This is a genomic window from Cryptosporangium sp. NPDC051539 (assembly GCF_044454545.1).
GTDB lineage: Bacteria > Actinomycetota > Actinomycetes > Mycobacteriales > Cryptosporangiaceae > Cryptosporangium.
Genome location: NZ_JBITDV010000007.1, coordinates 500,365 through 522,503 on the forward strand (window position 1 = coordinate 500,365; position 22,139 = coordinate 522,503).

19 protein-coding genes are annotated in these 22,139 nt (G+C 70.1%); 14 read left to right on the top strand and 5 right to left on the bottom strand.

From position 1 onward, the window contains the following. Positions 1 to 66: 66 nt before the first annotated feature. The 3 genes from ACIBZJ_RS24220 (at position 67) to ACIBZJ_RS24230 (ending at position 3,983) form a co-directional block, all read left to right on the top strand. The gene (locus ACIBZJ_RS24220; RefSeq protein WP_395933184.1) at positions 67 to 1,080 is read left to right on the top strand and encodes a methionine synthase; all 1,014 of its coding nucleotides are present in this window, start codon (positions 67 to 69) and stop codon (positions 1,078 to 1,080) included. Next, positions 1,077 to 3,314 (top strand): NAD-dependent DNA ligase LigA, encoded by a 2,238-nt coding sequence (ligA, locus tag ACIBZJ_RS24225; protein ID WP_395933186.1) that lies wholly within the window; start codon positions 1,077 to 1,079, stop codon positions 3,312 to 3,314. Before ACIBZJ_RS24220 ends, ligA begins: the two co-directional genes overlap by 4 nt. A gap of 390 nt (positions 3,315 to 3,704) precedes the next feature. Continuing rightward, positions 3,705 to 3,983 carry a hypothetical protein gene (locus tag ACIBZJ_RS24230; protein WP_395933188.1) on the top strand — a complete coding sequence of 93 codons (279 nt, stop codon included), beginning with the start codon at positions 3,705 to 3,707 and terminating at the stop codon, positions 3,981 to 3,983. Between the two features lie 208 nt (positions 3,984 to 4,191). Here the strand turns inward: ACIBZJ_RS24230 and arfB are convergent, their stop codons facing one another. Beyond that, the gene (gene arfB / locus ACIBZJ_RS24235; protein ID WP_395933256.1) at positions 4,192 to 4,626 is read right to left on the bottom strand and encodes an alternative ribosome rescue aminoacyl-tRNA hydrolase ArfB; all 435 of its coding nucleotides are present in this window, start codon (positions 4,624 to 4,626) and stop codon (positions 4,192 to 4,194) included. A 590-nt stretch (positions 4,627 to 5,216) separates the two neighbouring features. Here arfB and ACIBZJ_RS24240 point away from each other — a divergent pair. From ACIBZJ_RS24240 to gatB, 6 genes are all read left to right on the top strand, one after another. After that, positions 5,217 to 5,885 carry an NAD(P)H-binding protein gene (locus ACIBZJ_RS24240; protein ID WP_395933190.1) on the top strand — a complete coding sequence of 223 codons (669 nt, stop codon included), beginning with the start codon at positions 5,217 to 5,219 and terminating at the stop codon, positions 5,883 to 5,885. 163 nt (positions 5,886 to 6,048) lie between these two features. Further along, positions 6,049 to 6,348, top strand: coding sequence for an Asp-tRNA(Asn)/Glu-tRNA(Gln) amidotransferase subunit GatC (gene gatC, locus ACIBZJ_RS24245; RefSeq protein ID WP_395933192.1), 300 nt, complete (start codon positions 6,049 to 6,051; stop codon positions 6,346 to 6,348). Between the two features lie 2 nt (positions 6,349 to 6,350). Beyond that, complete coding sequence (gene gatA / locus ACIBZJ_RS24250; protein ID WP_395933194.1) at positions 6,351 to 7,856, top strand: Asp-tRNA(Asn)/Glu-tRNA(Gln) amidotransferase subunit GatA; 1,506 nt, start codon at positions 6,351 to 6,353, stop codon at positions 7,854 to 7,856. Positions 7,857 to 7,866: 10 nt separating this feature from the next. Next, on the top strand, positions 7,867 to 9,264 hold the full coding sequence (locus ACIBZJ_RS24255) for an AAA family ATPase (RefSeq protein WP_395933196.1): 1,398 nt from the start codon (positions 7,867 to 7,869) through the stop codon (positions 9,262 to 9,264). Continuing rightward, positions 9,265 to 9,897, top strand: coding sequence for a DUF4276 family protein (locus ACIBZJ_RS24260; RefSeq protein WP_395933197.1), 633 nt, complete (start codon positions 9,265 to 9,267; stop codon positions 9,895 to 9,897). Beyond that, complete coding sequence (gatB, locus tag ACIBZJ_RS24265; RefSeq protein WP_395933199.1) at positions 9,894 to 11,390, top strand: Asp-tRNA(Asn)/Glu-tRNA(Gln) amidotransferase subunit GatB; 1,497 nt, start codon at positions 9,894 to 9,896, stop codon at positions 11,388 to 11,390. The genes ACIBZJ_RS24260 and gatB overlap by 4 nt, the downstream gene beginning before the upstream one ends. Positions 11,391 to 11,499: 109 nt before the next feature. Here gatB and ACIBZJ_RS24270 read toward each other — a convergent pair whose 3' ends face one another. From ACIBZJ_RS24270 to ACIBZJ_RS24285, 4 genes are all read right to left on the bottom strand, one after another. Next, positions 11,500 to 12,540 (bottom strand): aminotransferase class V-fold PLP-dependent enzyme, encoded by a 1,041-nt coding sequence (locus tag ACIBZJ_RS24270; RefSeq protein ID WP_395933201.1) that lies wholly within the window; start codon positions 12,538 to 12,540, stop codon positions 11,500 to 11,502. A 113-nt stretch (positions 12,541 to 12,653) separates the two neighbouring features. Beyond that, on the bottom strand, positions 12,654 to 14,180 hold the full coding sequence (locus tag ACIBZJ_RS24275; protein ID WP_395933203.1) for a metallophosphoesterase: 1,527 nt from the start codon (positions 14,178 to 14,180) through the stop codon (positions 12,654 to 12,656). Between the two features lie 238 nt (positions 14,181 to 14,418). After that, the gene (locus ACIBZJ_RS24280; RefSeq protein WP_395933205.1) at positions 14,419 to 15,570 is read right to left on the bottom strand and encodes a PQQ-dependent sugar dehydrogenase; all 1,152 of its coding nucleotides are present in this window, start codon (positions 15,568 to 15,570) and stop codon (positions 14,419 to 14,421) included. A 54-nt stretch (positions 15,571 to 15,624) separates the two neighbouring features. Beyond that, positions 15,625 to 16,026 (bottom strand): PH domain-containing protein, encoded by a 402-nt coding sequence (locus ACIBZJ_RS24285; RefSeq protein ID WP_395933207.1) that lies wholly within the window; start codon positions 16,024 to 16,026, stop codon positions 15,625 to 15,627. Between the two features lie 188 nt (positions 16,027 to 16,214). Here ACIBZJ_RS24285 and ilvD point away from each other — a divergent pair, with 188 nt between their 5' ends. From ilvD to ilvC, 5 genes are all read left to right on the top strand, one after another. Beyond that, complete coding sequence (gene ilvD / locus ACIBZJ_RS24290) at positions 16,215 to 17,891, top strand: dihydroxy-acid dehydratase (protein WP_395933209.1); 1,677 nt, start codon at positions 16,215 to 16,217, stop codon at positions 17,889 to 17,891. A 229-nt stretch (positions 17,892 to 18,120) separates the two neighbouring features. Beyond that, positions 18,121 to 18,378, top strand: a complete 258-nt coding sequence (locus ACIBZJ_RS24295) for a Txe/YoeB family addiction module toxin (RefSeq protein WP_395933211.1) — start codon at positions 18,121 to 18,123, stop codon at positions 18,376 to 18,378. A 216-nt stretch (positions 18,379 to 18,594) separates the two neighbouring features. Then, complete coding sequence (locus tag ACIBZJ_RS24300; RefSeq protein ID WP_395933258.1) at positions 18,595 to 20,406, top strand: acetolactate synthase large subunit; 1,812 nt, start codon at positions 18,595 to 18,597, stop codon at positions 20,404 to 20,406. 13 nt (positions 20,407 to 20,419) lie between these two features. Further along, entirely contained in the window at positions 20,420 to 20,953 is a 534-nt protein-coding gene (gene ilvN / locus ACIBZJ_RS24305; RefSeq protein ID WP_395933213.1) for an acetolactate synthase small subunit, read from the top strand. Between the two features lie 40 nt (positions 20,954 to 20,993). Beyond that, a complete protein-coding gene (ilvC, locus tag ACIBZJ_RS24310) occupies positions 20,994 to 22,022 on the top strand; it encodes a ketol-acid reductoisomerase (RefSeq protein WP_395933215.1) in 1,029 nt (342 codons plus the stop codon). Positions 22,023 to 22,139 lie beyond the last annotated feature (117 nt).

The window sequence follows — 22,139 nt, forward strand, 5'->3', positions numbered from 1 at the left end:
CGGGCCGTAAGGTTCTGGGCTGTGGATTATCCCTGGTCTGAAGGATCGGCGACGGGTGTCGGGTCGATGCCCGGCACCGACGTGATCGAGGCTGTGCGCACGGTGCTCGGCGAGCTGCCGGATCTGCCGCACCTGCCCGAGCTGCCGGGGCGCGGTCCCGGCTCCGATCTGGTCGGCCGGGGTGCGTCGTTCCTGGTGGAGCTGCCGGTCGACCTGCAGCCGTCGGGGTGGCGGCTGGTCGACCGGCCGGGCCGCGACCTGCGTCGCGCGCTCGACCTGATGGAACGCGATCTGGACGCGTTGACCGAGCACGCCGAGGGGTACTCCGGGCCGCTGAAGGTCCAGGCCGCGGGCGTGTGGACGCTGGCCGCGTCGATCGAGCTGCACAACGGGTCGAAGGCGGTGTCGGACCCGGGCGCGGTCCGAGACCTGGCGTCGTCGCTGCTGGGCGGGCTGGTGGCACACCTGGCCGAAGTGGGCAGGCGGGTGCCGGGGGCGTCGCTGCTCGTGCAGCTGGACGAGCCCTCGCTCCCGGCCGTGCTGGCCGGGCGGATCCGCACGCCCAGTGGGTACGGCACCGTGCGTCGCCCGGAGGAGTCGACGGTCGAGTCGATGCTGGCCACGCTGGTGGAGAAGGTCGGTGTGCCGGTGGTGTTCCATTGCTGCGCACCGGACGTGCCGTGGGGAGTGTTCCGGCGGGCCGGTGCGGTCGCGGTGTCGGCCGACCTGACGCTGTGGGGTCCGCCCGACCGGTGGAGCACCCGCGCGACCGACGCGCTGGGCGAGGAACTGGACGCCGGGCTGGGGCTGTTCGCCGGGGTGGTGCCCGCGGTGGCACCTCCGGTCGGCAATACCCCTGACCAGCGGGCGAAGGCCCGGGAATTGTCGGACCCGGGGATTAGCGTGATGCCCGTGCGGACGTTGTGGCAGCGCCTGGGTTTCGACCCGGCCACTCTGGCGCGTCAGGTGGTGACCACGCCGGCCTGTGGGCTGGCGGGCGCTACCGACGATCGTGCGCGAGCGGTGCTGGCGCAGATCCGGGCGGCCGGGCGCACCCTCGTCAAGGATCCGGAGGCATGAACGTGGACGAGTCAGCGGCACCGCCCGAGGTTCGCAAGCAGCACGACGAGCTGGCCGAAGAGATCCTCGGGGCCCAGTTCGCGTACTACGTCTCGGACGCGCCGACGATCGCCGACGCCGAGTACGACCGGATGATGCGCGAGCTCGAGGCGATCGAGGAGGCGCACCCCGGCCTGCGGACGCCCGAGTCGCCGACGCAGCGGGTCGGCGGCACGTTCTCGACCGACTTCACCGCGGTCGACCACCTCGAGCGCATGCTCAGCCTCGACAACGCGTTCAGCGACGAAGAGGTCGGCGAATGGGCCGAGCGGGTCCACCGCGAGGTCGGGGACGACGTCCACTACCTCTGCGAACTGAAGATCGACGGGCTCGCGATCAACCTGCTCTACGAGAACGGACGCCTGACCCGGGCGCTGACCCGCGGCAACGGCGTCACCGGCGAAGACGTCACACTGAACATCCGGACGATCGCCGACATCCCGAACGTGCTGTCCGACGACGGCGGGCACGACATCCCGGCGCTGGTCGAGGTCCGGGGCGAGGTGTTCTTCCCGGTCGAGGCGTTCGGCGACCTGAACGCGTCGCTGGTCGAGGCGGGCAAGGCCCCGTTCGCGAACCCCCGCAACGCAGCCGCCGGTTCGCTGCGCCAGAAGGATCCGCGGGTCACCGCGTCGCGGCCGCTGCGCATGCTCGTGCACGGCATCGGCGCCCGTGAGGGCTTCGCGCTGACCCGGCAGTCCGAGGCGTACGAGCGGCTCAAGGCCTGGGGCCTGCCGACCTCGGCGCACTACCGGGTCGTCGACACGCTCGACGAGGTGCGGGCGTACATCACCGACTTCGGCGAGAACCGGCACTCGGTCGAGCACGAGATCGACGGCGTCGTCGTCAAGATCGACGAGGTCACGGCCCAGCGGCGGCTCGGCTCGACGTCCCGGGCGCCGCGCTGGGCGATCGCGTTCAAGTACCCGCCGGAAGAGGTCAACACCAAGCTGCTCGACATCCGGGTCAACGTCGGGCGCACCGGGCGGGTCACCCCGTACGGCGTGATGGAGCCGGTGCTGGTGTCCGGGTCCACGGTCGAGATGGCGACGTTGCACAACGCCAACGAGGTCAGGCGCAAGGGCGTGCTGATCGGCGACACCGTCGTGCTGCGCAAGGCCGGTGACGTGATCCCCGAGATCGTCGGCCCGGTCGTCGACCTGCGCGACGGCAGCGAGCGCGAGTTCGTCATGCCGACGCATTGCCCCGAGTGCGGCACCGAGTTGCGTCCGATGAAGGAAGCCGACGTCGACATCCGGTGCCCGAACGCGCGGTCGTGCCCGGCCCAGCTGCGGGAGCGGATCTTCTTCCTGGCCAGCCGGTCGGCGCTCGACATCGAGGCGCTCGGGTACGAGGCCGCGATCGCGCTGACCCATCCGGACGCCCCGGCGAAAGCGCCCCTGGAAGACGAGGGCGATCTGTTCGCGCTCACCCCGGACGACCTCGCCGAAGTGGCCATCAAGCGGGTGAACAAGAAGACCGGCGACGAGGAGCTCGTGCCGTTCTTCTACACGAAGGGCACGCCGAAGGTGCCGTCGGTGCCGACGAAGAACACCGAGCGGTTCTTCGCCGAGATCGCGGCGGCGAAGGAGCGGCCGCTCTGGCGGGTGCTGGTCGCGTTGTCGATCCGGCACGTGGGGCCGACCGCGGCGCAGGCGCTGGCCCGGTCGTTCCGCTCGATCGACCGGATTGCGTCGGCCTCGTCCGAGGAACTGGTCGGGGCCGAGGGCGTCGGCCCGACGATCGCGACCGCGGTGCACGAATGGTTCGAGGTCGACTGGCACCGGGCGATCGTCGAGAAGTGGCGCGCGGCGGGCGTACGGCTCGAGGAGGAGGCCGTCGACGAGGGACCGCGTCCACTCGAGGGCGTCAGCGTGGTGGTGACCGGGTCGCTGGAGGATTTCAGCCGCGACTCGGCGAAGGAAGAGATCCAGAATCGCGGCGGCAAGGTGTCGGGTTCGGTCTCCAAGAAGACGGGGTTCGTCGTGGTGGGGGAGGCGCCGGGGTCGAAGTACGACAAGGCGGTGCAGCTGAAGGTTCCGGTGCTCGACGAGGCCGGGTTCAAGGTGCTTTTGGCCGACGGGCCGGATGCCGCGCGCGAGGTCGCCGCGATCGGAGACCCGGACGCGTCCGAGGACGCCGCTGAGGATGCCGCGGCTGCGGAGTCGGCTGAGCCGGCCGAGCGGGCCGAGTAGGCGAGCCGGCCGAGTAGGGCCGGGCAGGGCGGGCTGGCCGAGTGGGGCGGGCTGGCCGAGTAGGGCGAGGCCCTTGGGCGTGACGGCTGTGAGTGAGTCGGCCGGGGGCGTGCTGGCTGCGGGCGTATCGGCTGTGGGCGTGCTGGCGTACTGGGCAGGCAGGCAGGCAGGCAGGCAGGTGGGCGGGCGTGCTGGGCGGGCGGGCGTGCTGGGCGGGCGGGCGTGCTGGGCAGGCTGGCGTGCCGGGCGTGGGCGTGTCGGCTGTGGGTGAGCCGAAGGCGTGCGGTGCGGCAGACGCTCCGGGCGGGGGCCCCGGGTAGGGGTAGCTCTACCCCGGGTTGGGCGTCGGGCTCCACTGTGCGGGGAGTGGCGTACCGGCAGGGTTCGGGTATGACGGATCTACGGGGTCGGCGGGCTGCCGGGGTCTCGGCGGCGGTGACGTGTCTGGCGCTGAGCGCGGTGCTCGCGGTCTACGCGTGGGTGGCCTCCACGTCCGACGTCTTCCTAGTACTGGCTGAGGCCTTCCGGGCCGCTGTCCACCTCGGACAGCTGTTCGGCCACCTCTGGACGCCGGCCGCCGTCGCCGCGCTGATCGTCATGCGGCTCGGGCGGCAATCGCCGGCCCGCTCAGCCGATCAGCGTCGCCCGCCCACGCCGGGTCGCGACTGATCAGCACAGCGACGCACCCAGCCCTCAGCGAGCCGAACAGACCGGGCCGGTGGTGGGCCGCCGAGCTGGCGGTGGCCCGGCCGGCGGTCGCGTGCTGGCGGTGGGCCGGGCTGGTAGTGGGCCGGGCCTCAGCCGGGGAGGGGTCCGGGCACGATGTTCTGCCGCGCGGTCACTTTCTCTGCGGCCCCCGCTGTCCGAGACGTCCGCGTCAATCGTCGGTATTGCGGCGCATGCGCTTCGTCTGCGAGCGCCGGGCCTTTTCGCTCAAGCGACGCTCGACCGAACCCCGACTGGGCCGGGTAGCACGCCGCGCCCGCGGCGGCGGCGCGATCGCCTCGTTCAGCAGCGCCGCCAGCCGTTCCTCGGCCGCCAGCCGGTTGCGGTACTGCGACCGATGCTCGGACGCCGCGACCGTCACCACCCCGTCGACGAGGCGCCCGGCCAGCCGCTCGCGAGCGCGGTCCTTCATCGCCGCACCCAGCGCGGAGGAGGATTCCAGGTCCCACGACAGCTCGACCCGCGAGTCCGCGGTGTTCACCGACTGCCCGCCGGGTCCGCTGGACCGGGAGAACCGCCAGTAGAGCTCGGCCTCCGGAATGATGACCGAGCCGCGAACTTTCAATGGCCCGGGCATACCCTCCAGCCTGCCACCCCCCGCCAGCCATTTGCCCCGCGCCCACCGCCCGCCACAGCGCGCCCACCGCCCGCCCACGCCGCAACCGCGATCCGGCCCCGCCGAGCCTCCGCAAGCAACCCACTCCGCGCCGCGCGACCTGCGCCAGCGGTGCGACGCCTGAGCAGGGTGCGGTTTGCGGGACTGATACCTGGTCCACGCTGAGCAGGATGCGCCGACGCTGCGCGCGTCGGCTCTTCGCTCTGTGCGGCAGCGTGTCGGCCCTGGCCCCGCGGGGCAGCGTGTCGGTCCTGGCCCCGCGGGGCAGCGTGTCGGTCCTGGCCCCGCGGGGCAGCGTGTCGGTCCTGGCCCCGCGGGGCAGCGTGTTGGTCCTGGCCCCGCGCGGCAGCGTGTCGGGCCTCGCTCTGTGCGCAGCGCGTCAGCCCTGGCCCCACGCGGCAGCGTGTCGGGCCTCGCTCTGCGCGGCAGCGCGTCGGCCCTCGCCGCGGGCGGTAGGCCGGCGGCGGGTCTGGAACCCGGGCGGCGCAACGGAGGCAGCGCCGTGGGTTCGCCCCGAGTCGGCCGGCCGGGGCGCAGGGGCGGCGAGCTAGGTTGAAGACATGCGGGTTGTGATTGCGGGTGGGCACGGGCAGATCGCGCTTCGGCTGGCCAAGTTGCTGAGCGGCGACGGAGACCAGCCGGTCGGGATCATCCGGAATCCCGACCACGTCGCCGACGTCGAGGCGGCCGGTGCCGAGGCGGTGGTCCTCGACCTGGAGAAGGCCTCGGTGGACGAGGTCGCCGCGATCGTCCGGGGCGCGGACGCCGTCGTGTTCGCGGCGGGCGCCGGGCCGGGGAGCGGCGCCGCCCGCAAGGACACCGTCGACCGGCGCGCGGCCGCGCTGCTCGCCGACGCGGCCGAGGCCACCGGGGTGGACCGGTACGTGATGGTCTCCGCGATCGGCGCCGACAAGGAACCGCCGGCCGGAACGGACGCCGTCTACGCCGCTTACTCGCGGGCGAAGAAGGCCGCTGACGACGATCTGCGCTCCCGGAGCGCACTGGCCTGGACGATCATCCGTCCGGGCCGCCTCACCGACGAGCCGGGCACTGGGCGGGTCGCGCTCGACGTCGAAGTGGAGCGTGGCAACATCCCGCGCGACGACGTCGCCGAGGTCCTGCTCGCGGCGCTGCGCCGGCCGTTCACCGCCGGGCTGACGCTCGAGCTCGTCGAGGGCACGGTCCCGATCGTCCCGGCGCTCACCGACGCCGCCGGCGACCGCCGTTGACCGGCCCCGCCGTTGACCGGCCACCGCCTCTGACCGGCTAACTCATTACACGCAGGTAACCGGCAGCCCTCCCGCCGCGTGGCGCGTGTTACTCGGTGTGAGCCTCCCGGGCCCGCGCCGTAGGATGCAGCGAGAATTGCTCATGACGAGGGGAAGCATTCGCATGCCCGCCATCTCCCGCGAGGAGGTCGCGCACCTCGCACGGCTTGCCCGGCTCAAGGTCAGCGACGACGAACTGGACATGTTCGCCGGTCAGCTCGACGTGATCCTCGGCTCGGTCGCTCGGGTGGGCGAGGTCGCCGCCGACGACATTCCGCCGACCAGCCACGCGGTGCCGCTCACGAACGTGCTCCGGGCCGATGTGGTCCAGCCGTCGATCGACCGGGAAATGGTGCTCCTCGCCGCCCCGGCGGCCGAGGACGGCCGGTTCCGCGTCCCGCGCATCCTGACCGAGGGAGAGTGAGTATGTCCGAGGAACTCACCCGCCTCTCGGCGGCCGACCTCGCCACGAAAATCGCCTCAGGCGACGTCTCGGCGGTGGAGGTGACCCGCGCCCATCTCGACCGCATCCGTGCCGTCGACGGTGACGTCCACGCGTTCCTGGTCACCGACGAAGACGGCGCGACCGCGGCGGCCGAAGCCGTCGACGACAAGAGGGCCAACGGCGAACCGCTCGGCCCGCTGGCCGGCGTCCCCCTGGCGTTGAAGGACGTCGTGGTGACCCGCGGCCTGCAGACGACCTCGGGATCGAAGATCCTCGAAGGCTGGATCCCGCCGTACGACGCGACGATCACGCGCAAGATGCGCGAGGCCGGAATCGTGATCCTCGGCAAGGCCAACATGGACGAGTTCGCGATGGGTTCGTCCACCGAGAACTCCGCGTTCGGGCCGAGCCACAACCCGTGGGCCCTCGACCGGACGCCCGGCGGGTCCTCCGGCGGGTCCAGCGCCGCGGTGGCGGCCTTCGAGGCGCCGCTCGCGATCGGCACCGACACCGGTGGCTCGATCCGGCAGCCGGCCGCGGTGACCGGCATCGTGGGGCACAAGCCGACGTACGGTGGCGTCTCCCGGTACGGGCTGATCGCGTTCTCGTCCTCGCTCGACCAGGCCGGTCCGTTCGGCCGCACGGTGCTCGACGCCGCGCTGCTGCACGAGGTCATCGGCGGGCACGACCCGATGGACTCCACCAGCCTCGACGTGCCGGTACCGCCGGTGGTGGCGGCGGCCAGGGAGGGCGCGCGCGGCGACCTGGCCGGGCTGACCGTCGGCGTGGTGAAGGAGCTCGGCGGCGAGGGGTACGAGCCCGGCGTCGAAGCCGCGGCCCGGAACGCCTACGCGAAGCTCGAGGAGATGGGCGCGAAGGTCGTCGAGGTCTCCTGCCCGCACTTCGGGTACGCGCTGGCCGCCTACTACCTGATCGCTCCCAGCGAGGCGTCGTCCAACCTGGCGCGGTTCGACGCGGTCCGGTACGGCCTGCGGGTCGGCGACGACGGCGTCCGCGACCTCGAAGAGGTCATGGCGCTCACCCGCGAAGCCGGGTTCGGGGCCGAGGTCAAGCGCCGGATCATCCTGGGCACGTACGCGCTGAGCTCCGGTTACTACGACGCGTACTACGGCCAGGCGCAGAAGGTCCGCACGCTGATCAGCCGCGACTTCGCGGCCGCGTTCGAGACGTGCGACGTGCTGGTCAGCCCGCCGACGCCGACCACCGCGTTCAAGCTGGGCGAGCGGGTCGACGACCCGATGGCGATGTACGCCGCCGACCTGTGCACGCTGCCGGCCTCGCTGGCCGGGCTGCCGGCGATCTCGGTACCCGCAGGCCTGGCATCGGCCTCCGACGGCACGGAAGGCCTGCCGGTGGGGCTGCAGATCATGGCTCCGGCGCTGGCCGACGACCGGTGTTACCGGGTCGCCGCCGCGATCGAGGCCACGCTCGGTGGTCCGCTGATCGCCCAGGCTCCGGTGCTGTAGTAGGTCCTAGGTGCTGACCCGAATCGAGATCGACGGATTCAAGTCCTTCGCGAACTTCGCGTTGGACTTGAATCCGTTTACCGTGATCTTGGGCCAGAACGCGAGCGGCAAGTCGAACTTCTTCGATGCGCTACAACTTCTCCGAGGCGCGGTCACCGGTACGCTCGCCGAAGCTTTGTCCGGAGAGCGTGGTCAGTTCAGTGAACTGTTCCGGTTCCGCGGCGACGGCACTTCCGCCCGTACCATGCGCTTCGCCGTCGAAGTGTTGCTGCGTCCGACCGTGGACGATCCGTTTGAAGGGGAAATCGCCGTAGATCACACTCGAGTGCGATACGAGCTCGAGATCAGGCAGGGACTCAATCTCAGTAAAGTGCCGCATGAGAAATTCGGCGTCGGTCCCGTGGCGTACGTCGCGCACGAGTCCGCCGAGGTGATTCGACGCTCGGACGACGAGTGGGTGCGTCGGATCCGGTCGACGAAAAGCTTCGATGCTCGACACCTGCATTACCCGGCGAAACCTCAGCGACTGCTCTCGACCGGCGACCGCGCGGATGGAACACGAGTGTTTCGTCTCTCGCGTAGGGGTAGGGCTCGTGAGGTATCAGCCCTTTCTGCCGAATCCACCGTCTTGTCGAGCATTACCACCGCGACGGACTATCCGATTTTGTATGCGCTTCGGCGTGAGATCGAGGGTTGGCGGACGCTGCGCCTGGATCCGGTTGCCCTGCGCAGTCCGGGACGGCCGGTCGCAAGGTCGGAGGGCTTGACGGAGGCCGGGGCGAACCTGCCTGCGGTCCTCCGTCGGATAGAGGCGGTGGACGAGGGGGCGCTCCTTTCAGATCTGGTTGCAGATCTGGCTCGCCTGATTCGTGGGGTCACCGGCCTGGCGCTACGACAGAACGCGGCCACTGAAGTTTGGGAGTTCTGGCTCCGAACCCGTGATGACGGTGAGATAAGCGCACGGTTGGCTTCGGAGGGAACGCTGCGGATTCTCGCGGTACTGGCAGCGCTCTACGACCCGCTCAACGGTTCTGTGCTCTGTTTCGAAGAACCGGAGAACGGCATCCATCCGCAGCGACTTCGTGACTTCATCGATATTGCCCGTGAACTGGTGACCGATCCTGCTGCGGAAGACACTGGTGCGCCGCTGATGCAGTTGCTGTTGACCAGTCACTCCCCGCTGGTCCTGCTGATGAACCGGTCGTCGGATACGGTGGTCTTCGATTGGGTCAGTCGGGTTGAGAGCGACAGCACTGCTCCGAGCAGGGTCACGAGAGCGCGTCGAATCGTGACGTCGACGGATCGGCCTCTCTCCGCCGACCATGTGGGTGCGGTGGTCAGCCGGACCGAGCGCAGCCTTTTGACGGGAATTTCGCCCGCGGAGGCGCAGTCCCTCATGGGGGCTTAGATGCGATCGGTCAGCACATTCCTGTTCCGGGAAGGCGTCACGGACGATTACTTCCTGCCGCGGATCCTCGAGCGGGCTCTGGTCCGTCTGTGCACCACAATCGACGTGGACGTCGCCGCGGTCGTATCGTTGCCGATCTACGGTTCGCTCGTCGATGGGGTATGCGCTGCGGCGCACGAAGCAGCGGACGGGGCGACGTTGTTCTTCTACCATTTTGATGGATCGGCGAACCGGGGGCGGGAGACGGAGAAGTACTGGGTGCCACTGTGTGAGAGGTGGCATGCGGACGGCCCCGACCGGCCCTTGGTGCCGGTCGTTCCGGTGCGCGAGATGGAGGCGTGGGCGGTGGCCGATCTAGCCGCGCTCGAAGTCGTCGCTCCGCGGCAGATTCCTCTGGTGGAAATCTTCGAGCACGAACATCTCGGTACTCCCGAACGATTGAGCGACCCGAAGCGGACGCTGGCGTCTCTTTTCGCGGGCACTAGTCGTCGGCGCCGGAAGACGGATCCCGAGGGATACCTCAGCCGTCTCGCAGAGGAGATCTCGATCGACCAACTAGAGCGCCTGCCGTCCTTCGACCGATGGCGCACTGAGACGACTGAAGTGCTACGAGAGCTGAGGATTATTCGATGACGGTCACCGCGGTGAGCTTCGACGAGGTGACGGCGCGGTACGAGCCCGTCATCGGGCTCGAGACGCACGTCGAGCTCGGCACCAACACGAAGATGTTCTGTGGCTGCGCGACCGTGTTCGGCGCCGAGCCGAACACCCAGGTCTGCCCGGTGTGCCTGGGCCTGCCGGGCTCGCTGCCGGTCGTGAACGCGGCGGCGGTCGAGGCGACGATCCGCATCGGGCTGGCGCTGAACTGCTCGATCGCGACCTGGTGCCGGTTCGCACGGAAGAACTACTTCTACCCCGACATGCCGAAGAACTACCAGATCAGCCAGTACGACGAGCCGATCTGCGTCGACGGCTACCTCGACGTCGAGATCGACGGCGAGACGATCCGGGTGGAGATCGAGCGCGTCCACATGGAGGAAGACACCGGTAAGTCGCTGCACGTCGGGGGCGCGACCGGTCGGATCCAGGGCGCGACGCACTCGCTCGTCGACTTCAACCGGGCCGGCATCCCGCTCGTCGAGATCGTGACGAAGCCGGTGACCGGCACGGGCAGCAGGGCCCCGGAGGTCGCTCGGGCCTACGTGACCGCGCTGCGGGACGTCATCCGCGGCCTCGACGTCTCCGACGTCCGGATGGAGCAGGGCTCCATGCGGTGCGACGTCAACACGTCGCTGAACCGGCCCGGAGAGCCCTGGGGCACCCGCACCGAGACGAAGAACGTCAACTCGCTGCGGTCGGTCGAGCGGGCGGTGCGGTCGGAGATGATCCGGCAGGCCGGTCTGCTCGACGCGGGCGGCAAGATCAAGCAGGAGACCCGGCACTTCCACGAAGACACCGGCGAGACGACGCCCGGGCGCAGCAAGGAAGAAGCGACCGACTACCGGTACTTCCCCGAGCCCGACCTGGTGCCGCTGGCGCCGGACGTCGCCTGGGTCGAAGAGCTCAAGAAGACGCTGCCCGAGCCCCCGGCCGAGCGCCGGAAAAGGATCCAGCAGGCCTGGGGCCTGAACGACCACGACTGGGCCTCGGTGGTCAACGCCGGCGCCGTCGAACCCATCCAGGCCACGATCGACGCCGGAACGACCCCGGAAGCGGCCCGGAAGTGGTGGATGGGCGAGCTGGCCCGCCGGGCCAACGAGACCGGCACCGAGCTCGACGCGCTGCCGATCACACCGCAGCAGGTCGCGGGCGTGCAGGCGCTGGTCGACGCGGGGCGGATCAACGACAAGCTGGCCCGTCAGGTGCTTGATGGCGTGCTGGCCGGTGAGGGGACGCCGGAGCAGGTCGTCGCCGCGCGCGGCCTGGAGGTCGTGAGCGACACCGGGGCGCTCGGCGCCGCGGTCGACGAGGCGATCGCGGCGAACCCGGATGTCGCCGAGAAGATCCGCAGCGGCAAGGTCGCGGCCGCCGGCGCCCTGGTGGGCGCGGTCATGAAGGCCACCAAGGGCCAGGCCGACGCCAAGACGGTCCGCGAGCTGATCCTGGAGAAGCTGGCGGCAGGCTGAGAACGACGCTCCCGGCCGCGCCCGACGACGTGAGCATGACCAATACGCGACGTCGTCGGGCGCGGGCGAGAGCGTCGCCCTCAGCGCGCTCCAGGTCACGAATTTTGCGTTAAGCGCGCAGGGCGGCCAGAGCCAGGTCGACGTCTTCGGGCGTGGTGTAGAGGTGGCACGAGAAGCGCACGGCGCCGGCGCGGACGGCGGTACGCACGCCGGCCGACTTCAGCCGCTCCTGCCCGTCCGTGTCCATCGGCACCGCGACGATCGCCGAGTCGCCGGAGGGAAGCCCTAGGCCCGCCCGGAGACGGTTCGCCATCGCGAGATCGTGCGCGTGTATCTCGTCCGGATCGAGATCGGCGAGAAGTCGCAGCGACGCGGCCGTTCCCACCCACGAGAACCAGGCGGGCGAGGTGTCGAAACGGCGGGCGTCCGGCGCGAGGCGCAGCGGGAGGCCGTAGATCGACGCCCAGATGTCGGCACCGGCGTACCAGTTCGCCGCGTGCGGGGTGAGCGAGTCGAGCCGGTCGGGACGCACGATCAGGAACGCGGTGCCGCGCGGTGACAGCAACCACTTGTAGGCGCCGCACACGACGTAGTCGACCCAGGCGACGTCGAGCGGGAGCCAGCCGGTCGACTGCGTGGTGTCGAGGAGCAGCTGGGTTCCGGTGGCGGTGACCGCGTCGCGCAGCGCGGGCAGATCGACGAGCGTCCCGTCGGCGGACTGCACCGCGCTCACCGCGACCAGCGACGTCGTTTCCCGGACCGACGAGGGGACCGCCGCCAGCGGCACCGATCGCAGCGTGACGCCCCGGTGCGCCTGGGCCGCGAACGGGAACAGCAGCGACGTGAAGTCGTCGTCGGCGACCAGCACCTCGGCGCCGTCCGGCACGGCCGCCGCGATCAGCCCGACCAGCGGCGACACGGTCGAACCCGCGGCCACGGCCGACGCCGGTACCCCGCAGAGACGGGCGAACGCCTCCCGGGCGCCGACCACCGAGACGTCGAAGTCACCGGCCGTCGCCCGCCCGTACGACCAGGCGTCGACCGCCTCGCGCACGGCGTCCACCGTGACGCGCGGGGGCGCGCCGAGGCTCGCGGTGTTGAAGAAGCCGGGGTCCGCGGTGAACTGTTTCCGCACGCTGTCGAGGTCCACGTCGTCACACGCTAGCGCCGCCCGGACGCCGGGCGCCGGGCCACTTCGCGCCGATGCGGACGGGAACCCGCCCGACCCCGCTCGGCGAGCAGCTCCCGGCCGCGCCGCGGCACTCAGCCGGTCGGCGTCGGCGTCGGTGTCGGCGACGAAGTAGGCGTGGGGGACGGGATGACCGGCTGGGTGTTCGCCGGGGTGGGCGAGGTCGACGTCGTGACCGTGCCGCTCGGGGTCGCGCTCACGGTCGCGGACGGGAAAGCGCCGTTCGACTCGCCGATGATCACCCGGCGCAGCTCCACCTGTGACTGCCCCGACCCGCTCACCGTGATCTCGTCGTAGGCCTTCAGGGTCCCGTCCTGCGCGAAGTACAGCACGGTCATCTCGAACGACTTCGGCGTGTCGCCCTGCAGCCCGCGCAGGCCGGCGGCCCCGGTCGACCCCTCGATCATCAGCAGCGTGTCCTTGTCGAGCGCCTCGACCTTCCGCTCGTGGGTGTGCCCGGCGAGGATCAGCGGACCGCGGTCCTTCAGCGGATCGGCCGCGGCCGGCTCGTGCACCATCATGACGTCGACCGACTTGTCGTTCTCGCGGTTGTAGCGCAGCACGGTCTGTGAGAGCTCGTCACCGGCCTCCGCCTCGACCCGTTTGCCCGCGTTGTCGTCGCCGGTGGTCTTGTCGGGAGTGAACCGGCTGCTGCCGACGCCCGCGACGATCAGGCCCGCGACCTCGCGCACCTGGTCGTCGAGCACGACCGCGTTCTTGTTCGCCGCGACCGCCCTGGCCACGTCTTCCGAGTCGTGGTTACCGCGGATGAAGACGTAGGGCACCTTCAGCGCGGTGATGTTCGACGCGTACAGGTTGGCCTCGGCCGCGCTGCCCCAGTCGGTCAGGTCGCCGGTGTCGAACACCGCGTTGACCTGGAACTGGTTGCCGATCGTGCTGATCACCCGCCAGGACGTCGGGTTGTTGTGCAGGTCGCTGACGTGCATCACCCGGATGGTGCGTGGATCGGGCTGGTAGGTGGGCAAGCTGGAGACGGCCTCGTAGACCTTGCTCATGTTCGTGAGGATCCCGACGAGCTGACTCTGGTAGTGCCCGTAGTTGTCGTAGATCGAGCGGGCGTCACCGATCAGCGCCGGGACGTTAGTCAGCAGGCCCTCGTAGCGGGGCTGGCTCAGGCTGGCCGGGTTCAGCGTCGCCGCGGCGATCCCACCGCTTCCGCCGAGCAGGGCCAGCGCGACTCCACCGGTCAGCAGCGTCCGCCGGACGTCCCGGAACGCGATCGCGCCGAGCAGCAGCGCGCCGAGCAGGCCCGCGCCGCCCGCCCGCAGCGCGAGCGTCGTGACCGCGGACTTCACGTCGCCGGTCGTGAGGTCGGTGGCCTCCTCGATGCGCGCGGGGTCCGCGATCAGCTCGCGGGTCTCCGATTCGTTCAGCCCGTCGACCCGCGCCACCAGCCGGATCGGACCGGCGTGATCCTGGATCGAGATCGCGCCCAGCGGCGGGATCCGCAGTTGCGACCCGCCGTGCAGCGACGGCTGCGCCGTCAACTGCATCTGGAACGGCCCGATCTCGACTTCGGCGCGCCCGCCGAGCTGCATCCCCACCGTCGCTCCGACGAGCGCGACCAGAAAGACCGCCACGCTCGTGCGTACCCATCGCGGTGGAACCAGCCGTCGCAAACGGTGCCTGCCGTGCGCAGGCGGCTCGCTTTCCGCCTCAACTTTTTTGGACGCGTGCCCTGCATTGCCGTCGGCGGCTGCGGACGGTTCCGCGGCCGTGCCGGTCGCGTCGTCGGCGGAGTCACCAGCGGTCGGAATCGAGTCAGAGCCCACGAATCAATCTCTTTACCGAAGTAGTCGGTCCGCTAACGTCTCGTGTCTACAGGACGTCCACACCGCTGGCGCCGGGCGGGATGATCCTCAGGATGCGGTCGTCGTCCACGCTCGGACTGCCCCGGCCGTCCCGGTTGGACGTGGTGACCCACACCGATCCGTCCGGTGCGGACACCACGGTCCGCAGGCGCCCGTACCGGTCCTGGAGCAGCGGCCGCGGCTGGCCCTGGACCTTCCCGGTGTCGGCGTTCAGCGGCACGACCCAGAGACGCTGGCCCTTCAACGCCGCGACCAGCAGGTTCGACCCGACGATGGCCGCTCCGCTGGGCGAGGCCTCGTCGGTGGGCCAGGCCACCAGCGGGCTCGTGAACCGCGAATCGGTGCTCTTGCCCTCCACCGTGGGCCAGCCGTAGTTGCCGCCCTTGGTGATCAGATTGACCTCGTCCCACCGGTTCTGGCCGAACTCGGTCGCGTACAGGCGCTTCTTCGAATCCCAGGCCAGCCCCTGGACGTTGCGGTGCCCGCGGGACCAGACCAGCGAATTGGGATAGGGGTTGCCCGGCGCCGGCTTGCCGGCCGTCGTCATCCGCAGGATCTTGCCGCCGAGGCTCGTGATGTCCTGCGAACGGCCGCGCTGCGAGGCGTCGCCGGTGCCCGCGTACAGGTACCCGTCGGGACCGAACGCGAGCCGGCCGCCGTTGTGGATGCCGGAGACCGGGATCCCGGTGACGATCGGCACCGGACGCTGGCCCAGCACCAGCGACGCGATGCGGTTGTCGGTGCGGGTCGTGTAGTAGATGAACACCGTCTTGTCGGTCGCGTACTTCGGCGACACCACGAGGCCGAGCAGGCCGCCCTCGCCGCCGGAGTAGGCCTCGGTGATCGTTTGCACCGGCGTCGACCGGCCGCCTGGCGTCACCTGCAGGATGCGCCGGGTGTCGCGTTCGGTGACCAGCGCGTTCCCGTCGGGCAGGAACGACAGGCCCCACGGCACCTGCAGGTTTTTCACCAGCACCTGGACGCCGACGCCGTCGTCCTCGTCCGACCCGCCGCCGGGCGTCGTCGGGGACGCACTCGGGGTCGGCAGGTTCGGTGACTGGCCCGTGTCGGTCTCGTCGGGCGCGCCGAACGAACAACCGGCCAGCGCAAGGATCACCGCCGCCGAGAGTGCGACCAGCTTGCGTGTAGGCCCGGGCATGCAACCGAGCCTAACCGGGGGCCCCAGCGTCGTGGGTCACGCCTCGGGCACGAACTACTGTGCGTCCGTCGTGCCCCGCGCGAGCTTGATGCCCTCCATCAACCGGGGCAGCGTCGACGGGGTCACCGCGGGCAGGCGGATCAGACCGCCTCCGGCGGCCTCGGTGAGCTGGGCCGACACCCGGCCGCGGACCGAAACGAAGCCCTCGACGTCGCTCCACGGAATCCGGCGGGTGCCGAACGCGCCCCGGATCGTGAGGTGCGCGTCGTCGACGTCGACGCCGGTGCGGACCGTCCAGCAGAGCGCGGCGAGCGGGATCAGCATGACCGGGGCGTACACCCACGCCTGCCCGGCGATGGTGAACGCACCGATCGCGAAGACGAGGACCGCGGCGACCGTCGCGAAGCTCTGCCGGAAGCGGACGCGTACCGGGCGCGCGGGGGAGTGGGTGGTCACGCGTCCCAGTGTCGCAGGTCGCGTACCCGCGCGGCGGCGTAGGCTCGGAGCACCGCGCCGCCTTCCCGCCCCGGGCCGACGGGTGTTGCTGCCGCCACCGCGGCACCGGCCTCGGGACGCTCCCCCGCAGCGGCCGCCCGGCCGCCCACCCGCGCCTTCTCCGGAAGGCCCCCTGCCGAGGAATCCGAATGACCCACCCACTGAAACCACGCAGCACCGACGTGACCGACGGGCTGGAGAAGGCCGCCGCTCGCGGCATGCTCCGCGCGGTCGGCATGAAGGACGAAGACTTCGCCAAGCCGCAGATCGGCGTCGCCTCGTCGTGGAACGAGATCACCCCTTGCAACCTGTCGCTGGACCGGCTGGCGAAGGCGGCCAAGGAGGGCGTGCGCGCCGCCGACGGCTTCCCGATGGAGTTCGGCACGATCTCGGTGTCCGACGGCATCTCGATGGGCCACGTCGGCATGCACTACTCGCTGGTCAGTCGTGAGGTCATCGCCGACTCGGTCGAGGTCGTCATGCAGGCCGAGCGGCTCGACGGCAGCGTGCTGCTGGCCGGCTGCGACAAGTCGCTGCCCGGCATGCTGATGGCCGCGGCGCGGCTCGATCTCGCGTCGGTGTTCCTGTACGCGGGGTCGACGCTGCCGGGCAAGCTCGACGGCCGCACGGTCACGGTCATCGACGCGTTCGAGGCCGTCGGCGCCTGCGCGCGGGGCCTCATCACCCGGGACGAGGTCGACCGGGTCGAGCGCGCGATCTGCCCGGGCGAGGGCGCCTGCGGCGGGATGTACACCGCGAACACGATGGCGTCGGCCGCCGAGGCGCTGGGGATGTCGCTGCCGGGTTCGGCCGCGCCGCCGGCGCCCGACCGTCGCCGGGACGCGTACGCGGTGAAGTCCGGCGAAGCCGTGATCAACCTGATCAAGCACGGGATCACCGCTCGGCAGATCATGACCAGGGAGGCGTTCGAGAACGCGATCACGCTGGTCCAGGCACTCGGCGGTTCGACCAACGCGGTGCTGCACCTGATGGCGATCGCGCACGAGGCCCGCGTGGACATCACGCTCGAAGACTTCAACCGCATCGGCAAGCGCACCCCGCACCTGGCCGACGTGAAGCCGTTCGGCCAGTACGTGATGACCGACGTCGACGAGATCGGCGGCGTCCCGGTCGTTATGAAGGCCCTGCTCGACGCCGGCCTGCTGCACGGCGACTGCCTGACCGTGACCGGCAAGACGCTGGCCGAGAACCTCGCCGACATCGCGCCGCCGGACCCGGACGGCAAGATCATCCACGCGATGAGCAACCCGATCCACCCGGTCGGAGGCATCACCGTGCTGCGCGGGTCGCTCGCGCCGGACGGGGCCGTGCTCAAGTCGGCCGGCATCGAGTACGAGGTGTTCGAGGGCACCGCGCGGGTGTTCGACGGCGAGCAGGGCGCGATGGACGCGGTCACGCACAACACCCTGAACAAGGGCGACGTGATCGTGATCCGCAACGAGGGCCCGAAGGGCGGCCCGGGTATGCGCGAGATGCTCGCGGTGACCGGGGCGATCAAGGGCGCCGGCCTGGGCAAGGACGTGCTGCTGCTCACCGACGGCCGGTTCTCCGGTGGGACGACCGGGCCGTGCATCGGGCACGTCGCGCCGGAGGCCGCCCACGGTGGGCCGATCGCGCTGGTGCAGGAGGGCGACCGGATCCGGCTGGATCTGAACGCCCAGACGCTCGACCTGCTGGTGGACGACGCCGAGCTCGAGGCCCGCCGCTCGGCCTGGAAGCCGCTGCCGCCGACGTACGAGACCGGCGTCCTGTCGAAGTACGCCAAGCTCGTCGGCAGCGCCGCCACCGGAGCGGTCTGCAGCTGACGCCGATCTCCTCAAGAGGGCCGCCCCGGGTGGGGCGGCCCTCTTTTCTCAACTTGCACTCAAGTGTACGAGTGCATATGTTGAAAGGGAGGGCGACCGTCCCCCGGGACGAGTACGAGTCCATGAAGGAAACGCTCTACCTGTTCCGCAGCCCCGCCAATGCTCGCCGCTTGATCGCCTCGATCGACGAACTCGAGAATGGCGGCGGCGTCGTCCGGGACATCATCGAGTGAAGCTGATATGGAGCTCGCGAGCCTGGGATGACTACGTCTGGTGGCAGGCCGAGGACCGGAACGTCGTCAAGCGGATCAACCTTTTACTGCAGGACATCGTCCGCAACGGTAACGAGGGCATCGGCAAGCCGGAACCGCTGAGGTACGACTACCAGGGGTACTGGGCGCGCCGGATCACGCTTGAGCACCGGCTCGTCTACAAGTTCGTCGAGGAGGACGTTCGCATCGTTGGATGCCGCTTCCGCTACGAGTGACCGACGCGGGGCCGCCAAGCCGGGCAGCGGGCCCCGCGGCACGACGCGGGGACCACGGAGTGGGATGGGTTTGACGGGCGGTGGGAAGCGGCATAGCGTGTCGAACGTGCGATCCACCCTGATTCTCGTACTCAGCTAGCGCGTCGACACCCGCACCACGTCGACGCGCTCACCCCCCGTGCCAGCGGCACGAGGGGTTTTTTGTTGCCCGAGAACTTGGACCCGCGTCACCGCTACACGAAGAGGCATGCCATGAACGCACCAGCCACCCCGCCGGCTCACGAATCGGTCACGGGGGCCCAGTCGCTCGTCCGCTCGCTGGAAGCGGTCGGCGCCGAGGTGGTCTTCGGTATCCCGGGCGGCACGATCCTCCCCACGTACGACCCGCTCTACGACGCGCCGGGTGTGCGACACATCCTGGTCCGCCACGAGCAGGGCGCCGGCCACGCCGCCGAGGGATACGCGCAGGCCACCGGCAAGGTCGGCGTCTGCATGGCGACGTCCGGCCCGGGCGCCACGAACCTCGTGACCCCGATCGCCGACGCGTACATGGACTCGGTGCCCCTGGTCGCGATCACCGGCCAGGTGAGCACCCCGATGATCGGCACCGACGCGTTCCAGGAAGCCGACATCTGCGGCATCACGCTGCCGATCACCAAGCACAACTTCCTGGTCAAGCACCCGGACGAGATCCCGCAGGTCATCGCGGAGGCATTCCACCTCGCCTCCACCGGCCGCCCCGGCCCGGTGCTGGTCGACCTGCCGAAGGACGTCCAGCAGGCGCAGACGCGGTTCAGCTGGCCGCCGCAGCTGAGCCTGCCGGGCTACCGGCCGACCGTCCACCCGCACGGCAAGCAGGTCCGCGAGGCCGCCCGGCTGCTGACCGGCTCGAAGCGTCCGGTGCTCTACGTGGGCGGCGGCGTGCTGAAGGCCCGGGCGTCGGCGGAGCTGAAGGTACTGGCCGAGCTGTCCGGTGCGCCGGTCGTCACGACGCTGATGGCCCGCGGCGCGTTCCCCGACAGCCACCGCCAGAACCTCGGCATGCCGGGGATGCACGGAACCGTCGCCGCGGTCCAGGCGCTGCAGAAGGCCGACCTGATCGTCGCGCTGGGCGCCCGGTTCGACGACCGGGTCACCGGCAACCTCGACAGCTTCGCTCCGCACGCGACGATCGTCCACGCCGACATCGACCCGGCCGAGATCAGCAAGAACCGCACCGCGGACGTGCCGATCGTCGGTGACGCCCGCGAGGTGATCGCCGAGCTGGTCGTCGCATTGCAGGCCGAGGCGCAGGCCGGCCACAAGGCCGACCTGGAGCCCTGGTGGGCGCTGCTGAACAAGACCCGAGAGACGTATCCGCTGGGCTACGACGAACACCCCGATGGCACGCTGGCACCCCAGTACGTCATCGAGCGGCTGGGGAAGATCTCCGGACCGGAGACGATCTTCGCCGCGGGCGTGGGCCAGCACCAGATGTGGGCCAGCCAGTTCATCTCGTACGAGAACCCGTACACCTGGCTGAACTCCGGCGGCGCCGGGACGATGGGATACGCCGTCCCCGCCGCCATGGGCGCCAAGGTCGGCCGGCCCGACACCACCGTGTGGGCGATCGACGGCGACGGTTGCTTCCAGATGACCAATCAGGAACTGACCACCTGCGCCCTGGAGGGCATCCCGATCAAGGTCGCGATCATCAACAACGGCAACCTGGGGATGATCCGGCAGTGGCAGACGCTGTTCTACAACCAGCGCTACTCCAACAGCGACCTGAAGACCCACAAGCAGCGCGTGCCCGACTTCGTCAAGCTGGCCGACGCGCTGGGTTGTGTCGGGCTGCGCTGTGAGACCGCTGCCGACGTCGACGCGACGATCGAAAAGGCGATGGAGATCAACGACCAGCCGGTCGTGATCGACTTCGTGGTCGGCAAGGACGCGATGGTCTGGCCGATGGTCGCGGCCGGTACCAGCAACGACGACATCCTGGCCGCTCGCGACGTCCGCCCCGTCTGGGGCGAGGACCAGACCTGAGGAAGGCATCACAATGAGCACGAAACACACGCTCTCGGTTCTGGTCGAGAACAAGCCGGGTGTCCTCGCCCGGGCGTCGGGGCTGTTCAGCCGGCGCGGGTTCAACATCCACTCGCTCGCGGTCGGCCCGACCGAGCACCCGGACATCTCGCGGATGACCGTGGTCGTCACCGTCGAGGGGCTGGCTCTCGAGCAGGTCACCAAGCAGCTCAACAAGCTCGTGAACGTGATCAAGATCGTCGAGCTCGACCCGTCGGTGTCGGTCCAGCGCGAGTTGATGCTGGTGAAGGTCCGCACCGACCCGCAGACTCGCTCGCACGTGCTCGAAACCGTCGAGCTGTTCCGGGCCCACGTCGTGGACGTGTCGACGGACTCGGTGACGGTCGAGGCGACCGGAACCGCCGAGAAGCTCGAGGCGCTCGTCCGGGTGCTCGAGCCGTACGGAATCAAGGAACTGGTGCAGTCCGGCATGGTCGCGATCGGCCGGGGTCCCCGGTCGATCGCAGCACCCTCGGTTGCATTGCGTAGCGTCGAGCGCAGCGCCTGATCGGCGCTACGTCACCACTAGGAAGGACGAACTACCCGTCATGGCCTCTGAAAACCTCCGCGCCGAGCTCTTCTACGACGACGACGCGGACCTGTCGATCATCCAGGGCCGCAAGGTCGCCGTGCTCGGTTACGGCAGCCAGGGTCACGCCCACGCGCTGAGCCTGCGTGACTCCGGCGTCGACGTCCGCGTCGGACTGCCGGAGGGCTCCAAGAGCCGTCCGAAGGCGGAGGAGGCCGGTCTGCGTGTCGTCACGCCGGCCGAGGCCAGCGCCGAGGCGGACGTGATCATGGTGCTCGCGCCCGACACCGCGCAGCGCACGATCTACGCGAACGACATCGCGCCGAACCTCAACGAGGGTGACGCCCTGCTGTTCGGGCACGGCCTCAACATCCGGTACGACCTGATCAAGCCGCCGGCCGGCGTCGACGTCGCGCTGATCGCCCCGAAGGGCCCGGGTCACCTCGTGCGTCGCCAGTACGTGGACGGCAAGGGTGTGCCGGTGCTGATCGCGGTCGAGCAGGACGCCACGGGTAACGCGCAGGCGCTCGCGCTGAGCTACGCCAAGGGCATCGGCGGCACCCGCGCCGGCGCGATCAAGACCACGTTCAAGGAGGAGACGGAGACCGACCTGTTCGGTGAGCAGACCGTCCTCTGCGGTGGTGTGGAAGAGCTGGTCAAAGCCGGTTTCGAGACGCTGACCCAGGCCGGCTACCAGCCGGAGATCGCGTACTTCGAGTGCCTGCACGAGCTGAAGCTGATCGTCGACCTCATGTACGAGGGCGGCATCGCGCGGATGAACTACTCGGTCAGCGACACCGCCGAGTACGGCGGCTACGTCTCCGGTCCGCGGGTCGTCACCGCGGAGACGAAGAAGGCCATGAAGCAGGTGCTCACCGAGATCCAGGACGGGACGTTCGCCCGCAACTGGATCGCCGAGGACGACGCCGGGCGTCCGAACTTCAACAAGCTCCGCGAGGAGAACGCCGCCGACCCGATCGAGGTCACCGGCAAGAAGCTCCGCGACATGATGAGCTGGGTCGACCGTCCCATCACCGAAACCGCTTAGTGGGCGGCCCGGGGGGGGGGGGGGGGGTGGCGCCCCCACAAGAACCCAGCCAGCACAGAAAAAAAAAAAAACGCAGGGAGGGGTTACTAGTGGGGTTGGGGAAGGAGGAAGGAGAGT